We start from the raw sequence: 17,815 nt of genomic DNA, 5'->3' as shown, positions 1-17,815 counted from the left end.
CCGACCTAGAGTGCCGTCATGGCCTCGCGCGTCTGGCGGTACCGCACCACGACCCCGGTCCCGGCGACCGTCGACGTCGAGGACGTGGCCGCGCTGGTGGCCCGCTTCGCCGCCGTCCGCGCCGAGCAGCACGTCCCCGAGGCCTTCCCGCCGGAGGTCCTCGCCGAGGCCGACGACGCGGCCGCCCACGTCGCGCTGCCCGACCGCGACGAGACCGCGGTCCCGTTCTGCACCATCGACCCGCCGGGCTCGATGGACCTCGACCAGGCCCTGCACATCGAGCGCGACGGCGACGGCCACCGGGTGCGCTACGCCATCGCCGACGTCCCCGCCGTCGTCCGCCCCGGCGGGGCCATCGACGTCGAGGCCCGCCGCCGCGGGACGACCGTCTACTGCCCCGACGAGCGCGCCCCGCTGCACCCGCCGCGGCTCAGCGAGGACGCCGCGAGCCTGCTGCCGGGGCAGGTGCGCTCCGCCTTCGTCTGGGACCTGCGCCTCGACGCCACCGGCGAGGTCACCGCTCACGACCTGTACCGCGCCCGGGTCCGCAGCACCGACCGGCTCGACTACGCCCAGGTCCAGCACGACGTCGACGCGGGCACCGCCGACGAGCGGCTCGTCCTGCTCAAGCAGGTGGGGGAGCGGCGGATCGCCCTCGAGCGCGCCCGCGGCGGCGCCAGCCTCCCGCTGCCCGAGCAGCAGGTCGACCAGCGCGACGACGGCGGTTACACCGTCACCTTCCGCCCGCCCGTCCCCGCCGAGGACTGGAACGCCCAGCTCAGCCTCATGACCGGCATGGTCGCGGCGCGGATCATGCTCGACGGCCGCGTCGGCCTGCTGCGCACCATGCCGGCCCCCGACGGCGCCGCCCTGGCCCGCTTCCGCCGCCAGGCCGCGGCGCTGGGCGCCGACTGGCCCACCGACCTCCCGTACGGTGAGCTGCTGCGGCGCCTCGACCTCGCCGACCCCCGCCACCTGGCCCTCGTCCACGAGGCGACGAGCCTGTTCCGCGGCGCCGGGTACACCCCGTTCGACGGGGAGCTCCCGACGCAGCAGGAGCACGCGGCCGTCGCGGCGCCGTACGCGCACGTCACCGCGCCGCTGCGCCGCCTGGTCGACCGTTTCGGTCTCGTCGTCTGCGCGGCGCTCGCCGCCGGCGAGGAGGTCCCGGCCTGGGTGCGCGAGGCGCTGCCCGAGCTGCCCGGCATCATGCGCGGCGCCGACCAGCGCGCGTCGGCGGTCGAGCGGGCCTGCACCGACGCGGTCGAGGCGGCCGTCATGGGCCCGCGGGTGGGACAGACCTTTCCGGCCTCCGTGGTCGACCGCAAGGAGGGCCGCGTCGTCGTCCAGCTGAGCGACCCGGCGATCCTCGGCGACGCCGCCGACCCGGCGGGCCGCGCCGACCTCGGCGACCGGGTCACCGTGCGCTGCACCGGCGCCGACGTCACCACCGGGAAGGTCGCCCTCGAGGTCACGTCCTGACCCCTCACGCCCAGGCGCGCGCGACCTCGAGGCTCTGCTCGACGTACGCCCCGCCGAACACGCACGCGTGCAGCATGAGCGGGTGCAGCTGGTGCAGGGTGACCCGCTCGCGCCAGCCGTCGGCCAGCGGGACCGCCTCGTCGTAGGCGGCGAGCACCCGCTCGAGGTACGGCGCCCCGAACAGCGCCAGCATCGCCAGGTCCGCCTCCCGGTGCCCGCCGTGCGCCGCGGGGTCGACGAGCACGGCCCCGCCGGAGGTCCACACGACGTTGCCCGACCACAGGTCGCCGTGCAGCCGCGCCGGGGTGTCGTCGGTCGCGGCGAGACCGTCGCGCAGCCGGTCGGCGAGCCGCTCGAGGAGGCGGGCGTCGGCGTCGTCGTACACCCCGCGGCGGCGGCCCTCGGCCAGCAGCGGAAGCACGCGCTGGTCGGCGACGAGCTCGCCCCAGGTCGCGGCCGGGGCGAGCCCCAGCGGCAGCGTCTCGGCGAGCGGGCCGTACCACCCGTCCCCGGACCAGCCGACGGGCGGGGCGCCCCACCGCGGGGCGCCGGCGGCGTGGGTGGCGGCGAGGCGCCGACCCAGCTCCTCGGCGGCCGGGAGGCCTGCGTGGCCCGGGGTCAGCCGCTCGAGGTCGAGCCCGCGGTCGTCGGCGCGCAGCACCCGCACGACCGGCACGCCGTCGTGGGCCGCGGCGAGCCAGCGCAGACCGGCGGCCTCCCACCGGAAGTAGCCCGGGGGCGCGGCGGAGTGCGCCTTGCGGAAGGTGGGCGCCGGCACGGGTGCACCGTAACCTGCCGCCCGGCCCGTCCCCCTAGACTGGGCCGCGGATGAGCCGGTCAGGCGGCCGCGTCAGGACCGTCCCGCGAGGGGCGGGCCTGCCGAGGAACGTCCGGGCTCCACAGGGCGAGGTGGTGGCCAACAGCCACCCGGAGTGATCCGCGGGACAGTGCCACAGAGAACAGACCGCCTCCGGACCGCGAGGTCCGGCGGTAAGGGTGAAACGGTGGTGTAAGAGACCACCAGCGCCCCCGGTGACGGGGGCGGCTCGGTAAACCCCACCTGGAGCAAGTCCAGACAGCAGGCGTTCGAGGGCGGCCCGCCCGAGCCTGCGGGTAGGACGCTGGAACCGGTCAGCGATGGCCGGTCGAGATGGATGGTCGCCACCGCGCTCCCGGCGACGGGACGCGGGACAGAACCCGGCGTACCGACCGGCTCATCCCCCGAACCACGCTCAGGCAGGCCCCTCGGGGCTCTGACCTGCTCGTTGGTGCTCGGAATCCATGTCAGTCGGCGTCAGTTCGTGTCGGTCGGTGGAGGGACCGAGGAGGGACCTGGTCGAGCTGGGAGGGACCAGATCGGGACCAGGATCGGCGCGCTGATCGGCGCGCTGATCGGCCCCGGAGTCGGCGAAGGTGCCTGTCCGGACCATGGCCCAGCGGACGACCCGACGCGCGCCGCCGACCACGACCTCGACGCCGGCGTTCGGCGGGGGCCACTCGGGCACCCAGCCGTGCTCGGCCCATCGGGTCAGCCACGCCTCGACCGGGCCGGCGCCGGGGGTCCAGTCGCAGAGGCGGTAGCTCGCGCGCTGAGCCCTGACGTCGAGGCTACGTACCTGCCAGGAAGGGCTTGACCACCGACCCGACTGGATAGTACGCAGAGATGGATCAGGCGGACGACCTTGCCGAACGCCTGCGCGACTTGGCGCTCGGCGTCCCTGGCGTCGTCAGCCTCTACCCAGGCACCTTCGGTGAGATCGCGACCTACCTGCCGTCGCGCCGGGTGGCAGGCATCCGGGTGCTGCCAGACGCAGTGCACATTCACGTCTGTGCCGTGAAGGGAGTGCGCACGGGGCAAGTCGCGGACTCGATCGCCGACCGGCTCGAGCCAGAGGCCCAACGACGAGTCATCGTGTGGTTCGAGGAGGACGCCTTCCCGGGACCTGAGTAGCTGCGGTCGCAACGCCCCTATCGGTGGGGCGGCCGTGCGCGTACGTTGAGACGGTCCGGTCTCGACGCCTCGGCTCGTTCCGGGGCAGTGAGGTCGAAGTGAAGAGCCCGGTGGATGGGCCGGGGGTGGGTGCTCAATGGGGAGCGTGCCTGCCCCCGGTGTCGAGTCGGTCGTGCACGACCTGGGCGCCGCGGCCTCGGCGGGGGACGCCGGCCTGGTCGAGGGCGCGGCGGATCGCGGTCTGGGTGAGGCCGGTCAGCTCGGCGAGCTCGCACAGCGACCGGTCGACCCCGACCGACGTGCAGAACCTCGTGTCCGGCGCGACGTCGCTCGGGCCCGCCGCGCGGCGAGTGCTCTGCGTCTACGTCCGTGCGGTGTTCGCCGCGGCCGTCGACGACCAGCTGATCCCGCGCAGCCCGTGCGTGCGGACTCGGCTGCCCAAGGTCGAGCCGCGGCCGGTGACGCCGCTGACCGTCGCCCAGGTGAGCGCGATCGCGGAGGCGATGGCGCCGCACCTGCAGGGTCTGGTCTGGCTGATCGCCGGCGCCGGGCCGCGGCCCGGGGGAGGGGCGCGCGCTGACGGCCGACCGGGTGCAGGTCCACGTCGTCGTCGTGGACCGCCAGCTGGCGATGCCGGGGACGACGGCTGCCCGGTGGGGGAGCGGAGCCCGGCGTACCGACCGGCTCATCCCCCGACCACGACATGACGACGACAGGACGACGACAGGGCGAGCGCAGAACCACCGAACCGCCTGCATCATCCGTTCGGTCATGCTTCACTCGTCCTTATGCCGGTCGAACCCCCCATCAACTACCGCGAAGCGGGCGAGCTGCTCCGCCGCGGCTGGTCGCGGCGGCGGATCGCCCAGCGGTACGGCGTCACGCCGTCGGTGATCGGGGTCGCCATCCAGCGCGGCCACATCCGGGTCCCGGTCCGCGTCTCCGTCACCCGCCGCGCGCCGTGGGACCCGCCGACCCGCGTCCACCAGCCGCCGGCGGTCGTGCTCCCCGAGCCGCCCACCGGGCGCCGGCTGCGCCACCTGCACGTCGTCCCCGACCTCGACTGAGACCGGGGACGACGAGGGGTGCCGGTGCCTCAGTGCGTCGGCACCGGGGCGACGAGGACGCGCGGCTCGACGGCCGGGGCGACGTACCCCTGCTGCAGCTCGGCGCGCAGCACCGACAGGTCGAGCGCCTTCTGCCACCGGGCGACCGCGAGGCAGCAGACGATGTTGCACACCGTGCTCGTCAGGGCCCGCGCCTCGCTCATGAACCGGTCGATGCCGACGATGAGCGCGACCCCGGCGAGCGGCAGGGTCGGCATGACGCTGAGGGTGGCGACGAGGGCGACGAACCCGCTGCCGGTCACCCCGGCCGCGCCCTTGGAGGTCAGCAGCATCATGCCGAGCATGAGGAGGATCTGCTGCCACCCGAGGTGGGTGTCGGTGGCTTGGGCGATGAACATCGACGCCAGCGTGAGGTAGACGGCGGTGCCGGTGAGGTTGAACGAGTAGCCGGTCGGGACGACGAGACCGACGACGCCGCGGTCGCAGCCGAGCCGCTCGAGCTTTTCCATCAGCCGCGGGAGGACCGGCTCGCTGGACGACGTCGCCAGCACGACGAGGATCTCGTCGCGGAAGTAGCGCAGGACCCGCCACAGGCTGACGCCGGTGAGCCGGGCCAGCGTCCCGAGGCCGATGACGACGAACGCGAGGCACGCCGCGTAGAAGCTGAGGATGAGCAGACCGAGGTTGCCGATCGAGTGCGCGCCGTACTTGCCGACGGTGAAGGCCATCGCGCCGAACGCGCCGATCGGGGCGACCCGCATGAGGAAGCCGAAGACGGTGAAGAACATCCTCCCCAGGCTGTTCACGACGTCGAGGGCGACCTGGCCCTGCGTCCCCAGCCTGGCGAACGCGAAGCCGCACAGCAGGGCGAGGAACAGCACGGGCAGCACCTCGCCGTCGGCGAAGGCGCCCACGAAGGACGTCGGGATGATGCTCATGAGGAAACCGACGACGGTGTTGTCGTGGACCTGGCTCGCGTACTTCGCCGCGACGCGCGGGTCGAGGTGGGCGGGGTCGACGTGCATCCCGGACCCGGGGTGGAGGAGCAGGACCGAGCCCAGCCCGAGCGCGAGGGCGAGCGCGGTGAGGACGTAGAACAGGCCGAGCGACCGCAGCAGGGTCGGGCCGACCTTCGTCGTGTCCTTCATCGAGGTGATGCCGGAGACGATGGTGCAGAACACGATCGGCGCGATCATGAACGTCACCAGGGCGACGAAGGCGTCGCCGAGCGGCTTGAGCTGGGCGCCGAGGTCGGGCCACAGGGACCCCACGAGGACGCCGAGGGCCACGGCGAGCAGGACCTGGACGTACAGGTGCCCGAGGATGGTCTTGATCTTCATCGAACAGCTCTCCTGGGTCGGCCCGTCCACGATGACAGGGCGCGGGGTGGGATGGGGCGAACGGCGCGGGTCAGGCGGTGCGGGCGAGGGCGGCCGCGGCGTCCGCGGCCACCTCGATGTCGGCGGTGGCCAGATGCCGGGCGGCGCGGTCGAGGACGACCTCGACGACCCGGCCGTCGGCGTCGGTGACGACCTCGGTGGCGACGACCCCGGCGGGGGTGCCGAGCCGCAGCCGGGTCGCGGACGACGCCGCGGTCCGGCCCCGCTCCCGCGCGACGACCGAGCCCGGCCGGGCGGCGGCCACGGCGACGGCGACGGCCGAGGTGAGCCCGATGGCGGGGTGCGGGGCGAGCATGGAGACCATCCGCACCCGCAGGTCGTGGTCGGCCGCCTCGACGACCGAGCCGTCCGCGGCGACGTACCGCTGCGGGGGAGCGACGACACCGACCTTCGGTACGGCGTGCTGCGGCGGGTCCGCGGGGCCGCGCAGGCCCATCGCCAGGCCGGCGGCGGCGCGGACCTGGAGCAGCAGGGGGAGCTCGGCGCTCATCGGACCCTGCATGACGGACAGGTCGACCCCGGCCGCGGCGGCGGGCACGAGGACGGCGGGGGCGCCGGCGTCGACCATCGTCGCGGGGAGGGTGCGGCCCCCGACGGCCAGGTCCTGCGCCGACTGCCCCGTCGGCAGCGTCACGCCCGTCGTGCCGCCCCACGGGGCGTGGAACGAGAGCCGGACGGGCACGCCCGGGGCCGCGCTGCCGGGCACCGTGGCCGACCCCGAGAGGGGCGCGCGGCGGCGCGGCGTCGCCACCGTGCCCGTGAGGACGGCGCCGGTGTTGAGGTTGCGCATCCGCACCCGGGTGACGACCTCGCCGAGCGGGACCAGGCCGTGCTGGACGGCGTACAGGGCGATGGCGGTGGCGCAGTTGCCGCAGTTGGAGCCGAGCTCGACGGTCGGGTCGCCGATGCCGACCTGCGCGAAGAGGTAGTCCAGGTCGGCCGGCCCGCTGGGCGTGGGGGAGACGACGGCGGCCTTGGACGTCGTCGACGTGCCCCCGCCGACGCCGTCGAGCTGCCGGGCGTCCGAGGCGCCGAAGGCGTCGGCCAGCAGCCGCCGTACGGCGTCGCGGGTCGGCGCGTGCCGCGCCACCTCGTCGGCGTCGAAGAGCCAGCACTTGCTCGTGCCGCCCCGGTACCAGTGGCCTCGCAGCTGCACGGCCCACTCCCTCCACCCGCTGGGTGCGCCGCGGTGAGGGCCGCGGTGCCTGACCCGTCCCACGATGGCGTCGCCCCGACTTCAGCACAATCACAGGAATGTCGACCTCGGTCGACTTCTGCTTAAGTCAGGGTAGGGTCCTGCCCCATGGCCGGCCTCGACCTGCGACGACTGCACGTCCTGCGCGAGGTGGCGCGCGCCGGCTCGCTCGGGGCCGCCGCGGCGCGGCTGTCCTTCACGACCTCCGCTGTCTCGCAACAGGTCTCGAAGCTCGAGCACGAGGTCGGCGTCCCGCTCGTCGAGCGCCACCCGCGCGGGGTCGTGCTCACCGAGGCCGGTCAGGCGCTGCTGCGCTACGCCGACGACCTCGACCGCACCCTCGACGCGGCGCGGGCGGAGATGGACGAGTTCGCCGGGCTGCGCCGGGGCAAGCTGCGCCTCGGCACCTTCCCCACCGTCGGCGCCTCGCTCGTCCCCGACGTCGTGCTCGCCTTCCGGGCCCGCCACCCCGACGTCGACGTCACGGTCGTCAGCGCCCGCCGTGACGGCCTCGTCGACGCGGTCAAGCGGCGCGCCGTCGAGCTCACCCTGCTGTGGGACTACCCGTGGCAGCGCATCGACGATCCCGACCTGGGCGTCGCCACCCTGACGAGCGACCCGACCCTGCTGCTCGTCCCGCGCGACCACCCGCTCGCCGGCCGTCGCTCGGTCCGCGTGGACGGCCTGCGCGACCAGCAGTGGGTGGTCCGCGACGAGCACCCGGTCGCCGACGTCCTGCGCCGGGTGTGCCGCTCGGCGGGCTTCGAGCCGCAGGTGGCCTTCGCCGCCAACGACTACCAGGAGACCCAGGGCATGGTCGCCGCCGGCATCGGGATCGCCCTGGCGCCCCGGCTCGCGCTGAGCGCCCTGCGCCCGGACGTCGTCGCCGTGCCGCTCACCGCCGCGCCCGCGCGGCGGGTCGTGCTCGCCTGGCTCGCGCACTCCCGGCTCAGCCCCGCGGCGCAGGAAGCGGTCGTCGTCTGCCGCGAGGTCGCGCGGGTGGGGCGTGCCGACCGGTTGACTCGGGGATCCCCGGCCGGCACGCAGGCGCCACGCTAGGTGAGGGACCGCGGCCGCGCCGCACTTTGGCGGCATCCCGCCGGGGGCGGTCCGCCGGGTGGAGCGTGCCTCAGCGCCAGGGCAGCGGCGTCTGGGCCCACCACGGGCCGTCGACGACCTCGACCCGCTGCACCCACTTGACCCAGTGGTGGCCCCGGCGGCCCGGGACGACGAGCCGTGCCGGCCAGCCGGTGCCGGGGGCGAGGTCCCGTCCCCCCACCCGGCGGGCGAGGAGCAGGTCGTCGGTGAGCGGCAGCCGGCGGGAGTAGCCGGTGACGCTGGTGACGAGCACCGTCCCGCTCGACGTGCTCGTCCCCGGCGGGAGCAGCCGGGCCAGCCGCACCCCCTGCCAGGTCTGCCGGCTCCACCACCCGCTCGTGCAGTCCAGCACCGCGGTCACCGCGTCGTCGTACGGCGCGAGGTCGGCCACCGACCAGGCGCGCTCGCGGCCGCCGGCGACCACCGTGAGCCGCCACGTCGCCTCGTCCACCGCCGGCACGGTGTCGAGCAGCCACGTCGTAGCGGGCAGCGCCTGCGGCGTGTCCGGGTCGAGCCGGAACGACCCGGTCGACCGCCGGGTGCCGGCGGCCGCCACCCCGGCCCCGCCGGTGAGCAGGGCCGCGCTCCCGGCGGCGCCGGCCAGCAGCACGCCACCGACGCGCAGGGCGCCGCGCCGCGACAGCGCGTCCTCGCGGCGGGCGCGCACCCGCCGGTCGTGGGCGTGGGCGACGACGAACGCGACGGCCACCAGCCCGGCGCCGACGTGCGCCTGCATGACCGTGACGGGCAGCCCGTCGCCGAGGACGCCGAGCACGTGCAGGACGCCGGTCGCGAGCGCGAGCAGGGTCAGCGCCGTGAGGACGAGCGAGGTGCTGCGCCCCGGGCGGGCGCGGCGCAGGCCGCGCCGGACGACGGCCGACTTCCACGGCACCAGCGCGAGGACCGCGAGGGCGGTCGCGCCGTGCAGCACCGCCGCCGGCAGCGCGCCGGCGTCGCCCACCGCGAAGGTGACGAACCCGGTGAGCACCGCCAGCGGCACGAGCCAGGCCAGCGCGAGGTTGCTCCAGCGGCCCATCCCGCCACCGTACGTCGCCCCGGCCCCCCGCACGGACGACCCGCTGCGCCTAGCGTGGGGTCATGCGACTCACCCACCTCGGACACGCCGGCCTGCTCGTCGAGACGGGCGGGGCGCGCGTCCTGGTCGACCCCGGCACCTTCTGCACCGGGCTGGACGACCTGAGCGGCCTCGACGCCGTCGTCGTGACCCACCAGCACGCCGACCACCTCGACCTCGACCGGCTGCCCGCGCTCCTCTCGGCCAACCCGGACGCGGTGCTGCTCGCCGACCCGCAGAGCGCCGCCCTGCTCGAGGAGCACGGCCACGGGCCCGTGCGCACCCTCGTCGGGGGCGACGCGCACGCCGTCGCCGGCGCGACGGTGCACGCCGTCGGCGAGCTGCACGCGGTCAACCACGACGGCGTCCCGCGCTGCACCAACGTCGGGGTCGTGCTGCGCGCTGCGGACGAGCCCAGCCTCTACCACCCGGGCGACGCGTACGATGGCGAGCCGGGGCAGGTCGACGTCCTCGCCGTGCCGCTCAGCGCGCCGTGGGCCAAGGTGGCCGAGACGATCGACTTCGTCCGCCGGGTCGCGCCGGCGACCATCACGCCGATCCACCAGGCGCTGCTGTCCGACGTGGGCGTCGGGCTCTACCTCGACCACGTGTCCCGCTTCGGGGCGCGCGAGGGCGGCGGGCTGCGGGTGCTCGACCTGTCCGACGGCGCCGCCCACGAGGTGTGACGGCGCCGGACGGTCCTGCGGTCAGTCCTTCGCGGGCAGCCAGGTGCCGGCCGCCTCGGCGGCCAGCCGCGCGGCGCCGATGATGCCCGCCTTGTTCTGCAGGACGGCGGGGATGATCGGGGTGCGCAGCTTGAGCAGCGGCAGGAACTCCGCCGCGTCCTTGGAGACCCCGCCGCCGACGACGAACAGGTCGGGGGAGAAGAGCGCCTCGACGACCTCGTAGTAGCGCTGCAGGCGCTCGGCGTACTGCGGGTAGGTCAGCCCCTCGATGTCCTTGATCGAGGAGGCGGCGCGCTTCTCGGCGTCGTACCCGTCGATCTCGAGGTGCCCCAGCTCGCTGTTCGGCACGAGCATGTTGTCGTAGAGCAGCGCACTGCCGATGCCGGTGCCGAGCGTGGTGAGGATGACCAGGCCGTCCTCCTTCGAGGCGGCGCCGTAGTGCAGCTCGGCGTACCCCGCGGCGTCGGCGTCGTTGACGAGGGTGACGTCACGGCCGAGGGCCTTCTCCATCGCCCGCTCGCCGTCGAAGTCGATCCAGGTCCGGTCGATGTTGGCGGCGGAGCGCACCGTGCCGTGCGTGACGACGGCGGGCACGGTCACCCCGATCGGGGCGTCACCGACCTCGTCGGCGAAGTGCTCGACGATCTGCCCGATGACCTCGATGACGGCCTCCGGGGTCGCCGGCTTCGGGGTGAGGATCTTCAGCCGCTTGGCCGCGAACGCGCCCTGGTCCAGGTCGACCGGCGCGCCCTTGATCCCGCTGCCGCCCACATCGATCCCGAGCGGGTGACCGTGCTTCTTGCTCATCTGCTCCGCCTCCGTCTCCGCGCCCGGGCGCCTGACCGCGCCCCGGGTCCGTGCCCGCGCCCCGCCGGGGCGGGCCCATCCTTGCAGCCCGGGACCGTCCCGCGCCGGTGGGGCGACACTTGCGCGCCCCGCCGCGATGCGGTGGAGTCGCGGTGGCGCCGGTGCCCCGGCGTCCCGTCCGCCCGCGTCCCCGAGGAGCCCCCGTGCAGTACTGGTACAACGTCGACAGCGGCCAGGTCGAGACCGACGAGACCAAGAGCCAGGGCGCCCACGTCATGGGTCCCTACGCCAGCCAGGACGAGGCCTCCCGCGCCCTGCAGAGCGCGCGCGAGCGCACCGAGCAGTGGGACGCCGAGGACCGCGACTGGAACGCCCGCGGCGGCGCCGGGATCACGGACGAGGACCTCGAGGACTGAGGGCGCTCAGCCCCCGACGCGCGACGGCGCGGCGATCGACCCCGTGGTCGGCGCCGGCGGCGTGACGAACAGGCCGGCGACGTCGAGCACCGCGTTGGCCGTGTTGCGGTAGTTGTAGAGGTTGTAGGCGCTCGGCAGGGTCGGGGCGGTCGCCGTCGGGGAGCTGAGGCCGATGAGCGCGCCGTTGGCGACGACCGCGTGAGCGTTGCCGTTGACCGAGCTGACCGTCGGCCTGGGGCCACCGGACGGCCAGGCCGTGAGGTAGGTCGAGTCGCCCGGGTTGACGAGGGTGAGGTTGGCGGCCAGCGCCAGGGTGCTGCTCGTCGCCACGGAGCGGGCGGAGAACGCCCGGGTCTGGCCCTGCGTGATGGCCGGTGCGCCCTGACCGGACACCCGCGTGTCGAGGATGCGCGTCGGCGAGCTGAGCGGGACGAAGCGCGCGTCGTCCCCGTGGCCCTTGGTCGTGTAGGCGCCGACGAGGTCGACGATGACGGCGGCGTTGCCGCCGAGGGACCACAGGTCGAAGCGCGCCGAGGGCACCTGCGCACCGCCCGGGGCGGTGACGGTGCCGCGCTGCACGATGGCGAAGTTGGCGACGTCGACGCCCGGCCGGAAGTTGACCGACGACGTGCCGGGCTTGGTCCCGCTGCCGCTCCACGCGGTGACGTAGCCGCCGGCGCTCGCCCTGGCGACGGTGATGTTGACCGCCAGCGCCGTGACCTCGCCGTCGAGGGCTCCGAAGTCCCAGCCGATCTCGCGGAACTCGCGGTGCTCCATGGGGAAGCTGCTGCGCTCGATGTCGGTCCGGGTGTCGTAGGCCCGCTGCGGCGGCACGGGGGAGTAGCCGCCGTACGTCGTCGTGGCCGAGGAGTAGTAGCCGACGACGTCGAGGACGAGGTCGAGCGAGCCCGAGAGGTTGTAGGCGGCCAGCGAGCCCGCGAGGGTGCCCGAGTCGGGGACCCGGACGGTGACGAGGTTCGCCCCCGTGTAGCCGGCGGGGAAGTTGATCGAGGAGGCGGTCGGGCGGGGGACCCCGGCGGGGTAGAGCGAGACGTAGCCGGGGGCGGTGACGTTGGTGACCGTGAGGTTGACGACGACCGCGCTGACGCCGGTCGCCGGGACGCCGGCGCGGCCGGTGACCTTCGTCGTCACGGTGCCGCCGGGGCCGACCTTGGCGCGCGGCGCACCGAGACCGGTGCGGGTGTCGACGATCCGGGCCGCGGGGACGGGGACGAACGAGCCGTCCCCGGCGGTGGCGGCCGCCACGGCGGTGCCCGGCGCCGCCGCGAGCGCGCTCCCGGCGGGGGCGGAGCCGGTGGTGGCGGTGGCCCCGGTCGTCCCGTCGGCGACGTCGACCATGGCCCGGGCGGGTGCCGCACCGACCACGCCGGCGACGACGGTGGCCGCGAGGGCGGCCAGGGCGGCGCGTCGGGCGGAGCGGGCGCGGCGGGGCGCGGCGGGGGTCACGGGCATCGGTACGGCGGCCTTCGGTCGCGGGGCCGGGCACGGTCGCGCCCGGTCGGGCCCGGCACGAGCGCCTCGCGAGCACGTGCGGCGGGTGCCGGGCTCCGCCACCATAGGTGATCCCGTCGCCGCCGTCCGGCGGTTCGCCCCGACTCCGTCGTGCGGACGAGGCGCGCCGACCGGACGGCGCTCGAGCGGGACCGACCGGCGCGGGGGTGCTCAGCGCGACGCCGGTGCCCCGAGGGCCGACCCCCCGTCGGTGGCGCCGTCGGCGTGGGCCGGGGCGGCCCCGCCGGCGACCGCCCGGGCCGCGGTCGTGGCGGCCACCTCGAAGGTCCCCGTGACGTCGAGCACGACGTGCGTGCTGCCGGACGCGTTGTAGAGCGCGAACGACGTCGTCGCCGACGGGGCCCGCGGCGGGTACGCCAGGGCGACGAGGGCGCCGTTGGTGACGACCGCGCCGGCGGCCGCGTTGACCGCGCTCGCCTGCGGGCGGACGCCCGGGGAGGGGAAGACGGTGAGGTACGTCGACGCGGTCGGCCGCACGAGGGTGAGGCTGCCGGCGAGGGCGCTGGTGCGGGCGTCGACGACGGGGGCGCCGCTCTGCGGGCGCGTCTCGGCGGGGCCGAACGGCGTCGGCCCGCCGAGCGCCGTGACCCGGCTGTCGACGACGCGGGTGGGTGCGGTGAGCGGGACGAAGCGTGCGTCGTCCGCGCCGGGCGCGCCCCGACGGGTCATCAGACCGACGACGTCCACGACGACCTGGACCCCGCCGCCGCCGGGGAGGCGCGTGCGCAGGTAGATCCACGGCTTGCCGTGGAAGCGGCTGCTCGGCTGGTCGTTGGTGCCGCGCGGGACCACCGCGAGGTTGGCCACCGTCGTGCCCGCGCGGAAGTTGAGGGTCGAGACTCCGGGGGTGCTCGTCACGTCGTTCCCGTCCCAGGCGACGACGTAGCCGTCGCCGGTGGCGCCCGTCGCGGTGACGTTGACGACGTAGGCCGTGACCTGGTCGTTGATCGGGGCGGTGTTCCCCTGGTCGTCGAGGTAGTCGAAGCTGAGCCAGCAGCCGGCGTCGTTCGTGAAGGGTCCCGAGCACTCGCCGGGGGCGGCGGTGCGCGAGTCGAGCTTGCGGTACGGCGTGAGGGTCGTCAGGCCGCCGTACGGCGTCGTCGGCGTGCTCTGCGCGTAGTAGCCGACGACGTCGACGATCACGTCGAGGCTGCCCGCGGCGTTGTAGACGGCCAGCGCGCCGGCGGCGGACAGCCGCACGGTCGCCGACGTCGCGACGGGCGCGGGCCCGGCGACGTTGGTCGACGAGGTGCCGGGCCGCGCACCGTCGGAGGGGAAGAGGGTGACGTAGGTGGGGGCGGTCGCGCCGACGACGGTGAGGTTGACGACGACGGCGCCGACCGACGCGGCGGCGGGCAGACCGCCCCGGCCGGCGAGGGTCGGGGTGATCGTCCGCCCGCCGTCCAGGCGCGCCCTCGGGGTGCCGAGACCGCTGCGGGTGTCGACGAGCCGGACCGGGGTGAGCGGCACGTAGGACCCGTCGGGGACGGCCGTCGTCACGGCCGCCGGGGCGACCGGGGCGACCGGGGCGGCCGGGGCGGCGACGGCGCCGCCCGCGACGAGGGCGGCGGCGAGCACGCCGACCCCGGCGAGCCGCCGCAGGGAGGTCGGCACCCGGTGGAGGGCAGCGGGCAGTGACGTGGGGCGGGGCATGGGCAGGCTCCGAGGCAGAGGAGGTGAGGGTGACGTGCAGGGGAGGGAGGGGAGGGGACCGTGGTCCGCGGCGAGCGTAGAAAGCGCCCCCCGGGCCGCACTAGGGTCGTTCGGGTGAACTTCGTCTTCGTCGAGCCGGCGTTCCCCGCCAACCAGCGACGTTTCGTCCGGGCGCTGGCCGAGGTCGGGGCGACCGTGATAGGGGTCGGCGAGTCCCCGCAGGAGCACCTCGACGACGAGCTGCGCTCGTGGATGCGCGGGTACTACCGCGTGGCGAACGTCACCGACGAGACGCAGCTGGACGCGGCCGTCGCGTGGGCGCAGGAGCGGCTGTGGGTCGACCGGCTGGAGTCGACCATCGAGAGCCACCAGCTGACGGCGGCGGCGGTGCGCGAGCGGCGCGGCATCCCGGGGACGTCGGTGCGCACGACCTGGCTGTGCCGCGACAAGCCGTCGATGAAGCAGGCGCTGCGCGAGGCGGGCGTCCCGACGGCGGCGTCCACGGCCGCGTCGACACCGGACGAGGTGCGCGCCTTCGCCGCCGCCACCGGCTACCCGCTCGTGCTCAAGCCGCGCGCCGGGGCCGGTGCGCAGGGCACCGTCCGGGTCGGGTCGGACGCCGAGCTCGAGGCGGCCATGGTCGCCTTCGGCGACGCCGGGTCGATCGCCGTGGAGGAGTTCGTCGAGGGCCACGAGGGCTTCTACGACACCATCGCCCACGACGGGCACGTCGTCCACGACTGGGCCACGCACTACTACCCGAACGTCCTCGAGGCGATGCGGGAGCGGTGGATCAGCCCGCAGTTCCTCACGACCAACCGGATCGACACCGCCCCCTTCTACGGCGAGGTGCGCGAGCTCGGCGCGAAGGTCATCGCCGCCCTCGGCATCACGACGTCGGCGACCCACATGGAGTGGTTCCTCGGCGAGAAGGGCCTGCGCTTCAGCGAGATCGGCTGCCGCCCGCCGGGGGTCGGGGCCTGGGACCTCTACTCCGCCGCCAACGACGTCGACGTCTACCGCGAGTGGGCGCACGTCCTCGTCCACGGCGCGCCCGACCGCGCCCTGTCGCGGCGCTGCGCCGCGGGCATCGTCGCGCTGCGGCCCGAGGCCGACGGCGTCGTCCACGGCTACAGCGGCGTCGACGAGGTCCGCGCCCGCTACGGCGAGTGGCTGCTCGACGAGCACCTGCCCCACCCCGGCACGCCCACCCAGCCGGTCGAGGCGGGATACATGGCCAACGCGTGGATGCGGCTGCGCCACCCCGACTACGACGCCCTGCGCGGGATGCTCGACGACGTGGGCCGCACCGTGCGCGTCCACGCCGGTTGAGCCGACCCGTGACCCCCACCCCGGGCCGCACCGTCCTGCTCGGCCCGCAGCGCTTCCTGCTCACCGCCGGCACCGTCGTCCAGCAGGTCGCCCCCGACGGCCCGGTCGCCGTCGTCAACGCCGGCTGGCAGGAGCGCGAGGCCGACGACGGCGAGCTCCAGGAGGTGCTCGGCGGTCGAGGGAGCATGCTGCGCCTGTTCGCCCGCGCGGCCGAGGTCGTCGAGGCGGACCCCGCGCTCGCCGAGGCGGTGGTCGTCCTGCGCACCGCCCAGCACGAGCTCTCCGCCCTGTACGAGCGGCGGCTCGCGCACGCGCTCGACGCCCTGGACGACCTCCGGCGCGCCGCGGCCCGACCCGACGTGCGCTCCTCCGGGGTCGCCGACGCCGTCCGGGCGCTGCGCGACCTCGACACGTGGTTCCTCGACGCCGTCGGCCAGCTCTACGGCGAGCTCGTCGCGAGCGGGGTGCTCGAGCGCAGCGACGTCCTGCGCCGCCACCAGGAGGAGGTCGAGCGGCTGCTCGCCGACGCCCCGGTCCTCGCGGTGGCCGGCGGCCACGTCGGCGAGCTGGTCCGGCTGCTGCGGCTGTTCCGGGTGCGGCCGCGCCCCGAGCAGCACGTCGTCGCGTGGTCCGGCGGGGCGATGGCGATGACCGAGCGCGTCGTCCTCTTCCAGGACCGGGTCGGCGACCAGGACCCGGTCGGCTTCGCCGGGGCGCAGGTCTGGGACCGCGGGCTGCGGCGGGCGCCGGGCCTCGTCGTCCTGCCCCACGCCCGGCGCCGGCTACGGCTCGACGACCCCGAGCGGGTGGCCACCCTCGTGCGCCGGTTCGCCGACGCGACGTGCGTCCTGCTCGACGACGGCGCCCGCGTCGAGGTGGCGGGGGACGGGGCCCTGCCCCCGGGCACCCGGGTGCTTACCCCGGAGGGCGCCGTGGGCGTCGTCGGGGAGGCCGCGTGAGCCGCCCCCGCAAGCTCGCGGTCAACCGGCTGCGCGAGCGCGTCGCCGCCGGCGCCGACCCCGTCGCGTCGGTCGACCGCTTCCTCGCCCGGCGCACCGTCCCCGTCGTGGAGGGCCGCTTCGCGACCTTCGTGTGGCGGGGCGAGGCCGACGAGGTCATGGTCCGGCACCGCGTCGTCGGGCTGCCGGACCCGTTGCGGCTCAAGCGCATGCCGCGCACCGACCTGTGGTGGGTGAGCATCGAGCTGCCCGAGGGCTCGCGCGTGGAGTACCAGTACGAGACGGTCCGCGGCGGGCACCGCGAGGAGTACCTCCAGGACCCGCTCAACCCCCGCGTCGCGCACGGCCCCTTCGGCGCCAGCTCGGTCTGCGCCGCGACGGGGTACGTCGTCCCGGACTGGACCCGTCCCGACCCCGAGGCCCGTCCCGGCGAGGTCGTCGGGATGCGGCTGCGCAGCCGGGCGCTGCGCCGCGAGCAGGAGCTGGCCGTCTACCTGCCGGCACGCTTCCGGCGCACCCGGCGCTACCCGCTGCTCGTCGTCCACGACGGCTACGACTACCTCGACTACGCCGCCGCCCGCACCGTCCTGGACAACCTCGTGCACCGCGACGAGGTCGAGTCGCTCGTCGTCGCCTTCGTCCCGCCGGGGGACCGCCTCGTCGAGTACGCGAACCACGCGCCGCACGCCCGGTTCGTCGCCCGCGAGCTCGTCCCCTTCCTCGGCGAGCAGCTGCCGCTCGTCGACGCGCCGCGGGCCCGCACGCTGCTCGGCAGCAGCTTCGGCGGGATCGCCTCGCTGTCGACCGCCGTGCGCTACCCGGGCGAGTTCGGGGCGCTCGTGCTGCAGTCCGCCTCGATGGTCTTCACCGACATCGGCGACGACCACGGCGGCGGACCCGCCTTCGACCCCGTCGTGAGGTTCGTCAACGCCTACCGCGCCCGCCCACGGCGGGTCGTCGAGCGGATCCACCAGACCTGCGGCGTCTACGAGCCGCTCATCACCCCGAACCGCTCGATGGTGCAGACCTTCCGCGACGTCGGCACGCAGGTGCGCTACGCCGAGGCCCGCGACGGGCACAACTGGGAGAACTGGCGCGACCGGCTGCGCGACGCGCTGACCTGGGTCTACCCGGGTGAGCAGAAGTTCGTGTACGAGTAGG

16 protein-coding genes and 1 other RNA gene are annotated in these 17,815 nt (G+C 75.4%); 10 read left to right on the top strand and 7 right to left on the bottom strand.

The window, feature by feature from the left end:
* Nucleotides 1-18: 18 nt before the first annotated feature.
* A complete protein-coding gene (locus tag FB458_RS19345; RefSeq protein WP_141849932.1) occupies nucleotides 19-1,482 on the top strand; it encodes an RNB domain-containing ribonuclease in 1,464 nt (487 codons plus the stop codon).
* A gap of 4 nt (nucleotides 1,483-1,486) precedes the next feature.
* Here FB458_RS19345 and FB458_RS19340 read toward each other — a convergent pair whose 3' ends face one another.
* Nucleotides 1,487-2,260 (bottom strand): fructosamine kinase family protein, encoded by a 774-nt coding sequence (locus FB458_RS19340; protein WP_141849931.1) that lies wholly within the window; start codon nucleotides 2,258-2,260, stop codon nucleotides 1,487-1,489.
* 51 nt (nucleotides 2,261-2,311) lie between these two features.
* On the opposite strand from FB458_RS19340, the gene rnpB reads away from it, so the two are divergent.
* From rnpB to FB458_RS19325, 3 genes are all read left to right on the top strand, one after another.
* An RNA gene (gene rnpB, locus FB458_RS19335) (RNase P RNA component class A) lies at nucleotides 2,312-2,703 on the top strand.
* A 442-nt stretch (nucleotides 2,704-3,145) separates the two neighbouring features.
* A complete protein-coding gene (locus FB458_RS19330; RefSeq protein WP_141849930.1) occupies nucleotides 3,146-3,433 on the top strand; it encodes a hypothetical protein in 288 nt (95 codons plus the stop codon).
* 788 nt (nucleotides 3,434-4,221) lie between these two features.
* Complete coding sequence (locus FB458_RS19325) at nucleotides 4,222-4,500, top strand: hypothetical protein (RefSeq protein WP_141849929.1); 279 nt, start codon at nucleotides 4,222-4,224, stop codon at nucleotides 4,498-4,500.
* A 29-nt stretch (nucleotides 4,501-4,529) separates the two neighbouring features.
* On the opposite strand, the gene dctA is transcribed toward FB458_RS19325, so the two are convergent.
* Both dctA and FB458_RS19315 read right to left on the bottom strand, forming a co-directional pair.
* Nucleotides 4,530-5,840 (bottom strand): C4-dicarboxylate transporter DctA, encoded by a 1,311-nt coding sequence (gene dctA / locus FB458_RS19320; protein WP_141849928.1) that lies wholly within the window; start codon nucleotides 5,838-5,840, stop codon nucleotides 4,530-4,532.
* A gap of 70 nt (nucleotides 5,841-5,910) precedes the next feature.
* On the bottom strand, nucleotides 5,911-7,056 hold the full coding sequence (locus tag FB458_RS19315; RefSeq protein WP_141849927.1) for a PrpF domain-containing protein: 1,146 nt from the start codon (nucleotides 7,054-7,056) through the stop codon (nucleotides 5,911-5,913).
* A gap of 147 nt (nucleotides 7,057-7,203) precedes the next feature.
* Between FB458_RS19315 and FB458_RS19310 the strand changes: the two genes are divergently transcribed.
* Nucleotides 7,204-8,154 (top strand): LysR family transcriptional regulator, encoded by a 951-nt coding sequence (locus tag FB458_RS19310; protein ID WP_141849926.1) that lies wholly within the window; start codon nucleotides 7,204-7,206, stop codon nucleotides 8,152-8,154.
* Nucleotides 8,155-8,224: 70 nt separating this feature from the next.
* Here FB458_RS19310 and FB458_RS19305 read toward each other — a convergent pair whose 3' ends face one another.
* Entirely contained in the window at nucleotides 8,225-9,229 is a 1,005-nt protein-coding gene (locus FB458_RS19305; protein WP_141849925.1) for a molybdopterin-dependent oxidoreductase, read from the bottom strand.
* Between the two features lie 62 nt (nucleotides 9,230-9,291).
* Between FB458_RS19305 and FB458_RS19300 the strand changes: the two genes are divergently transcribed.
* On the top strand, nucleotides 9,292-9,954 hold the full coding sequence (locus FB458_RS19300) for an MBL fold metallo-hydrolase (RefSeq protein ID WP_141849924.1): 663 nt from the start codon (nucleotides 9,292-9,294) through the stop codon (nucleotides 9,952-9,954).
* 21 nt (nucleotides 9,955-9,975) lie between these two features.
* Here the strand turns inward: FB458_RS19300 and ppgK are convergent, their stop codons facing one another.
* A complete protein-coding gene (gene ppgK / locus FB458_RS19295; protein WP_141849923.1) occupies nucleotides 9,976-10,761 on the bottom strand; it encodes a polyphosphate--glucose phosphotransferase in 786 nt (261 codons plus the stop codon).
* Nucleotides 10,762-10,964: 203 nt separating this feature from the next.
* On the opposite strand from ppgK, the gene FB458_RS19290 reads away from it, so the two are divergent.
* Nucleotides 10,965-11,177, top strand: coding sequence for a methionine aminopeptidase (locus FB458_RS19290; RefSeq protein WP_141849922.1), 213 nt, complete (start codon nucleotides 10,965-10,967; stop codon nucleotides 11,175-11,177).
* 6 nt (nucleotides 11,178-11,183) lie between these two features.
* Here the strand turns inward: FB458_RS19290 and FB458_RS19285 are convergent, their stop codons facing one another.
* Nucleotides 11,184-12,650, bottom strand: a complete 1,467-nt coding sequence (locus tag FB458_RS19285) for a hypothetical protein (protein WP_141849921.1) — start codon at nucleotides 12,648-12,650, stop codon at nucleotides 11,184-11,186.
* Nucleotides 12,651-12,860: 210 nt separating this feature from the next.
* Nucleotides 12,861-14,324, bottom strand: a complete 1,464-nt coding sequence (locus FB458_RS19280) for a hypothetical protein (RefSeq protein WP_141849920.1) — start codon at nucleotides 14,322-14,324, stop codon at nucleotides 12,861-12,863.
* 153 nt (nucleotides 14,325-14,477) lie between these two features.
* Between FB458_RS19280 and FB458_RS19275 the strand changes: the two genes are divergently transcribed.
* From FB458_RS19275 to FB458_RS19265, 3 genes are read left to right on the top strand one after another with little or no spacing between them, the layout of a single operon-like run.
* Entirely contained in the window at nucleotides 14,478-15,695 is a 1,218-nt protein-coding gene (locus tag FB458_RS19275; RefSeq protein WP_141849919.1) for an ATP-grasp domain-containing protein, read from the top strand.
* Nucleotides 15,696-15,703: 8 nt separating this feature from the next.
* Entirely contained in the window at nucleotides 15,704-16,654 is a 951-nt protein-coding gene (locus FB458_RS19270; RefSeq protein ID WP_141849918.1) for a type 1 glutamine amidotransferase family protein, read from the top strand.
* On the top strand, nucleotides 16,651-17,814 hold the full coding sequence (locus FB458_RS19265; protein ID WP_141849917.1) for an alpha/beta hydrolase: 1,164 nt from the start codon (nucleotides 16,651-16,653) through the stop codon (nucleotides 17,812-17,814). The genes FB458_RS19270 and FB458_RS19265 overlap by 4 nt, the downstream gene beginning before the upstream one ends.
* Nucleotide 17,815: the final 1 nt, after the last annotated feature.

The organism is Lapillicoccus jejuensis (assembly GCF_006715055.1).
GTDB lineage: Bacteria > Actinomycetota > Actinomycetes > Actinomycetales > Dermatophilaceae > Lapillicoccus > Lapillicoccus jejuensis.
This window is presented reverse-complemented; position numbering and strand designations above follow the sequence as displayed.

Coding starts and splice junctions, on each gene's coding strand:
- FB458_RS19345 (WP_141849932.1), top strand. CDS start 19: ATGGCCTCGCGCGTCTGGCGGTACCGCACCACGACCCCGGTCCCGGCG.
- FB458_RS19330 (WP_141849930.1), top strand. CDS start 3,146: ATGGATCAGGCGGACGACCTTGCCGAACGCCTGCGCGACTTGGCGCTC.
- FB458_RS19325 (WP_141849929.1), top strand. CDS start 4,222: ATGCCGGTCGAACCCCCCATCAACTACCGCGAAGCGGGCGAGCTGCTC.
- dctA (WP_141849928.1), bottom strand. CDS start 5,840: ATGAAGATCAAGACCATCCTCGGGCACCTGTACGTCCAGGTCCTGCTC.
- FB458_RS19310 (WP_141849926.1), top strand. CDS start 7,204: ATGGCCGGCCTCGACCTGCGACGACTGCACGTCCTGCGCGAGGTGGCG.
- FB458_RS19305 (WP_141849925.1), bottom strand. CDS start 9,229: ATGGGCCGCTGGAGCAACCTCGCGCTGGCCTGGCTCGTGCCGCTGGCG.
- FB458_RS19300 (WP_141849924.1), top strand. CDS start 9,292: ATGCGACTCACCCACCTCGGACACGCCGGCCTGCTCGTCGAGACGGGC.
- ppgK (WP_141849923.1), bottom strand. CDS start 10,761: ATGAGCAAGAAGCACGGTCACCCGCTCGGGATCGATGTGGGCGGCAGC.
- FB458_RS19285 (WP_141849921.1), bottom strand. CDS start 12,650: ATGCCCGTGACCCCCGCCGCGCCCCGCCGCGCCCGCTCCGCCCGACGC.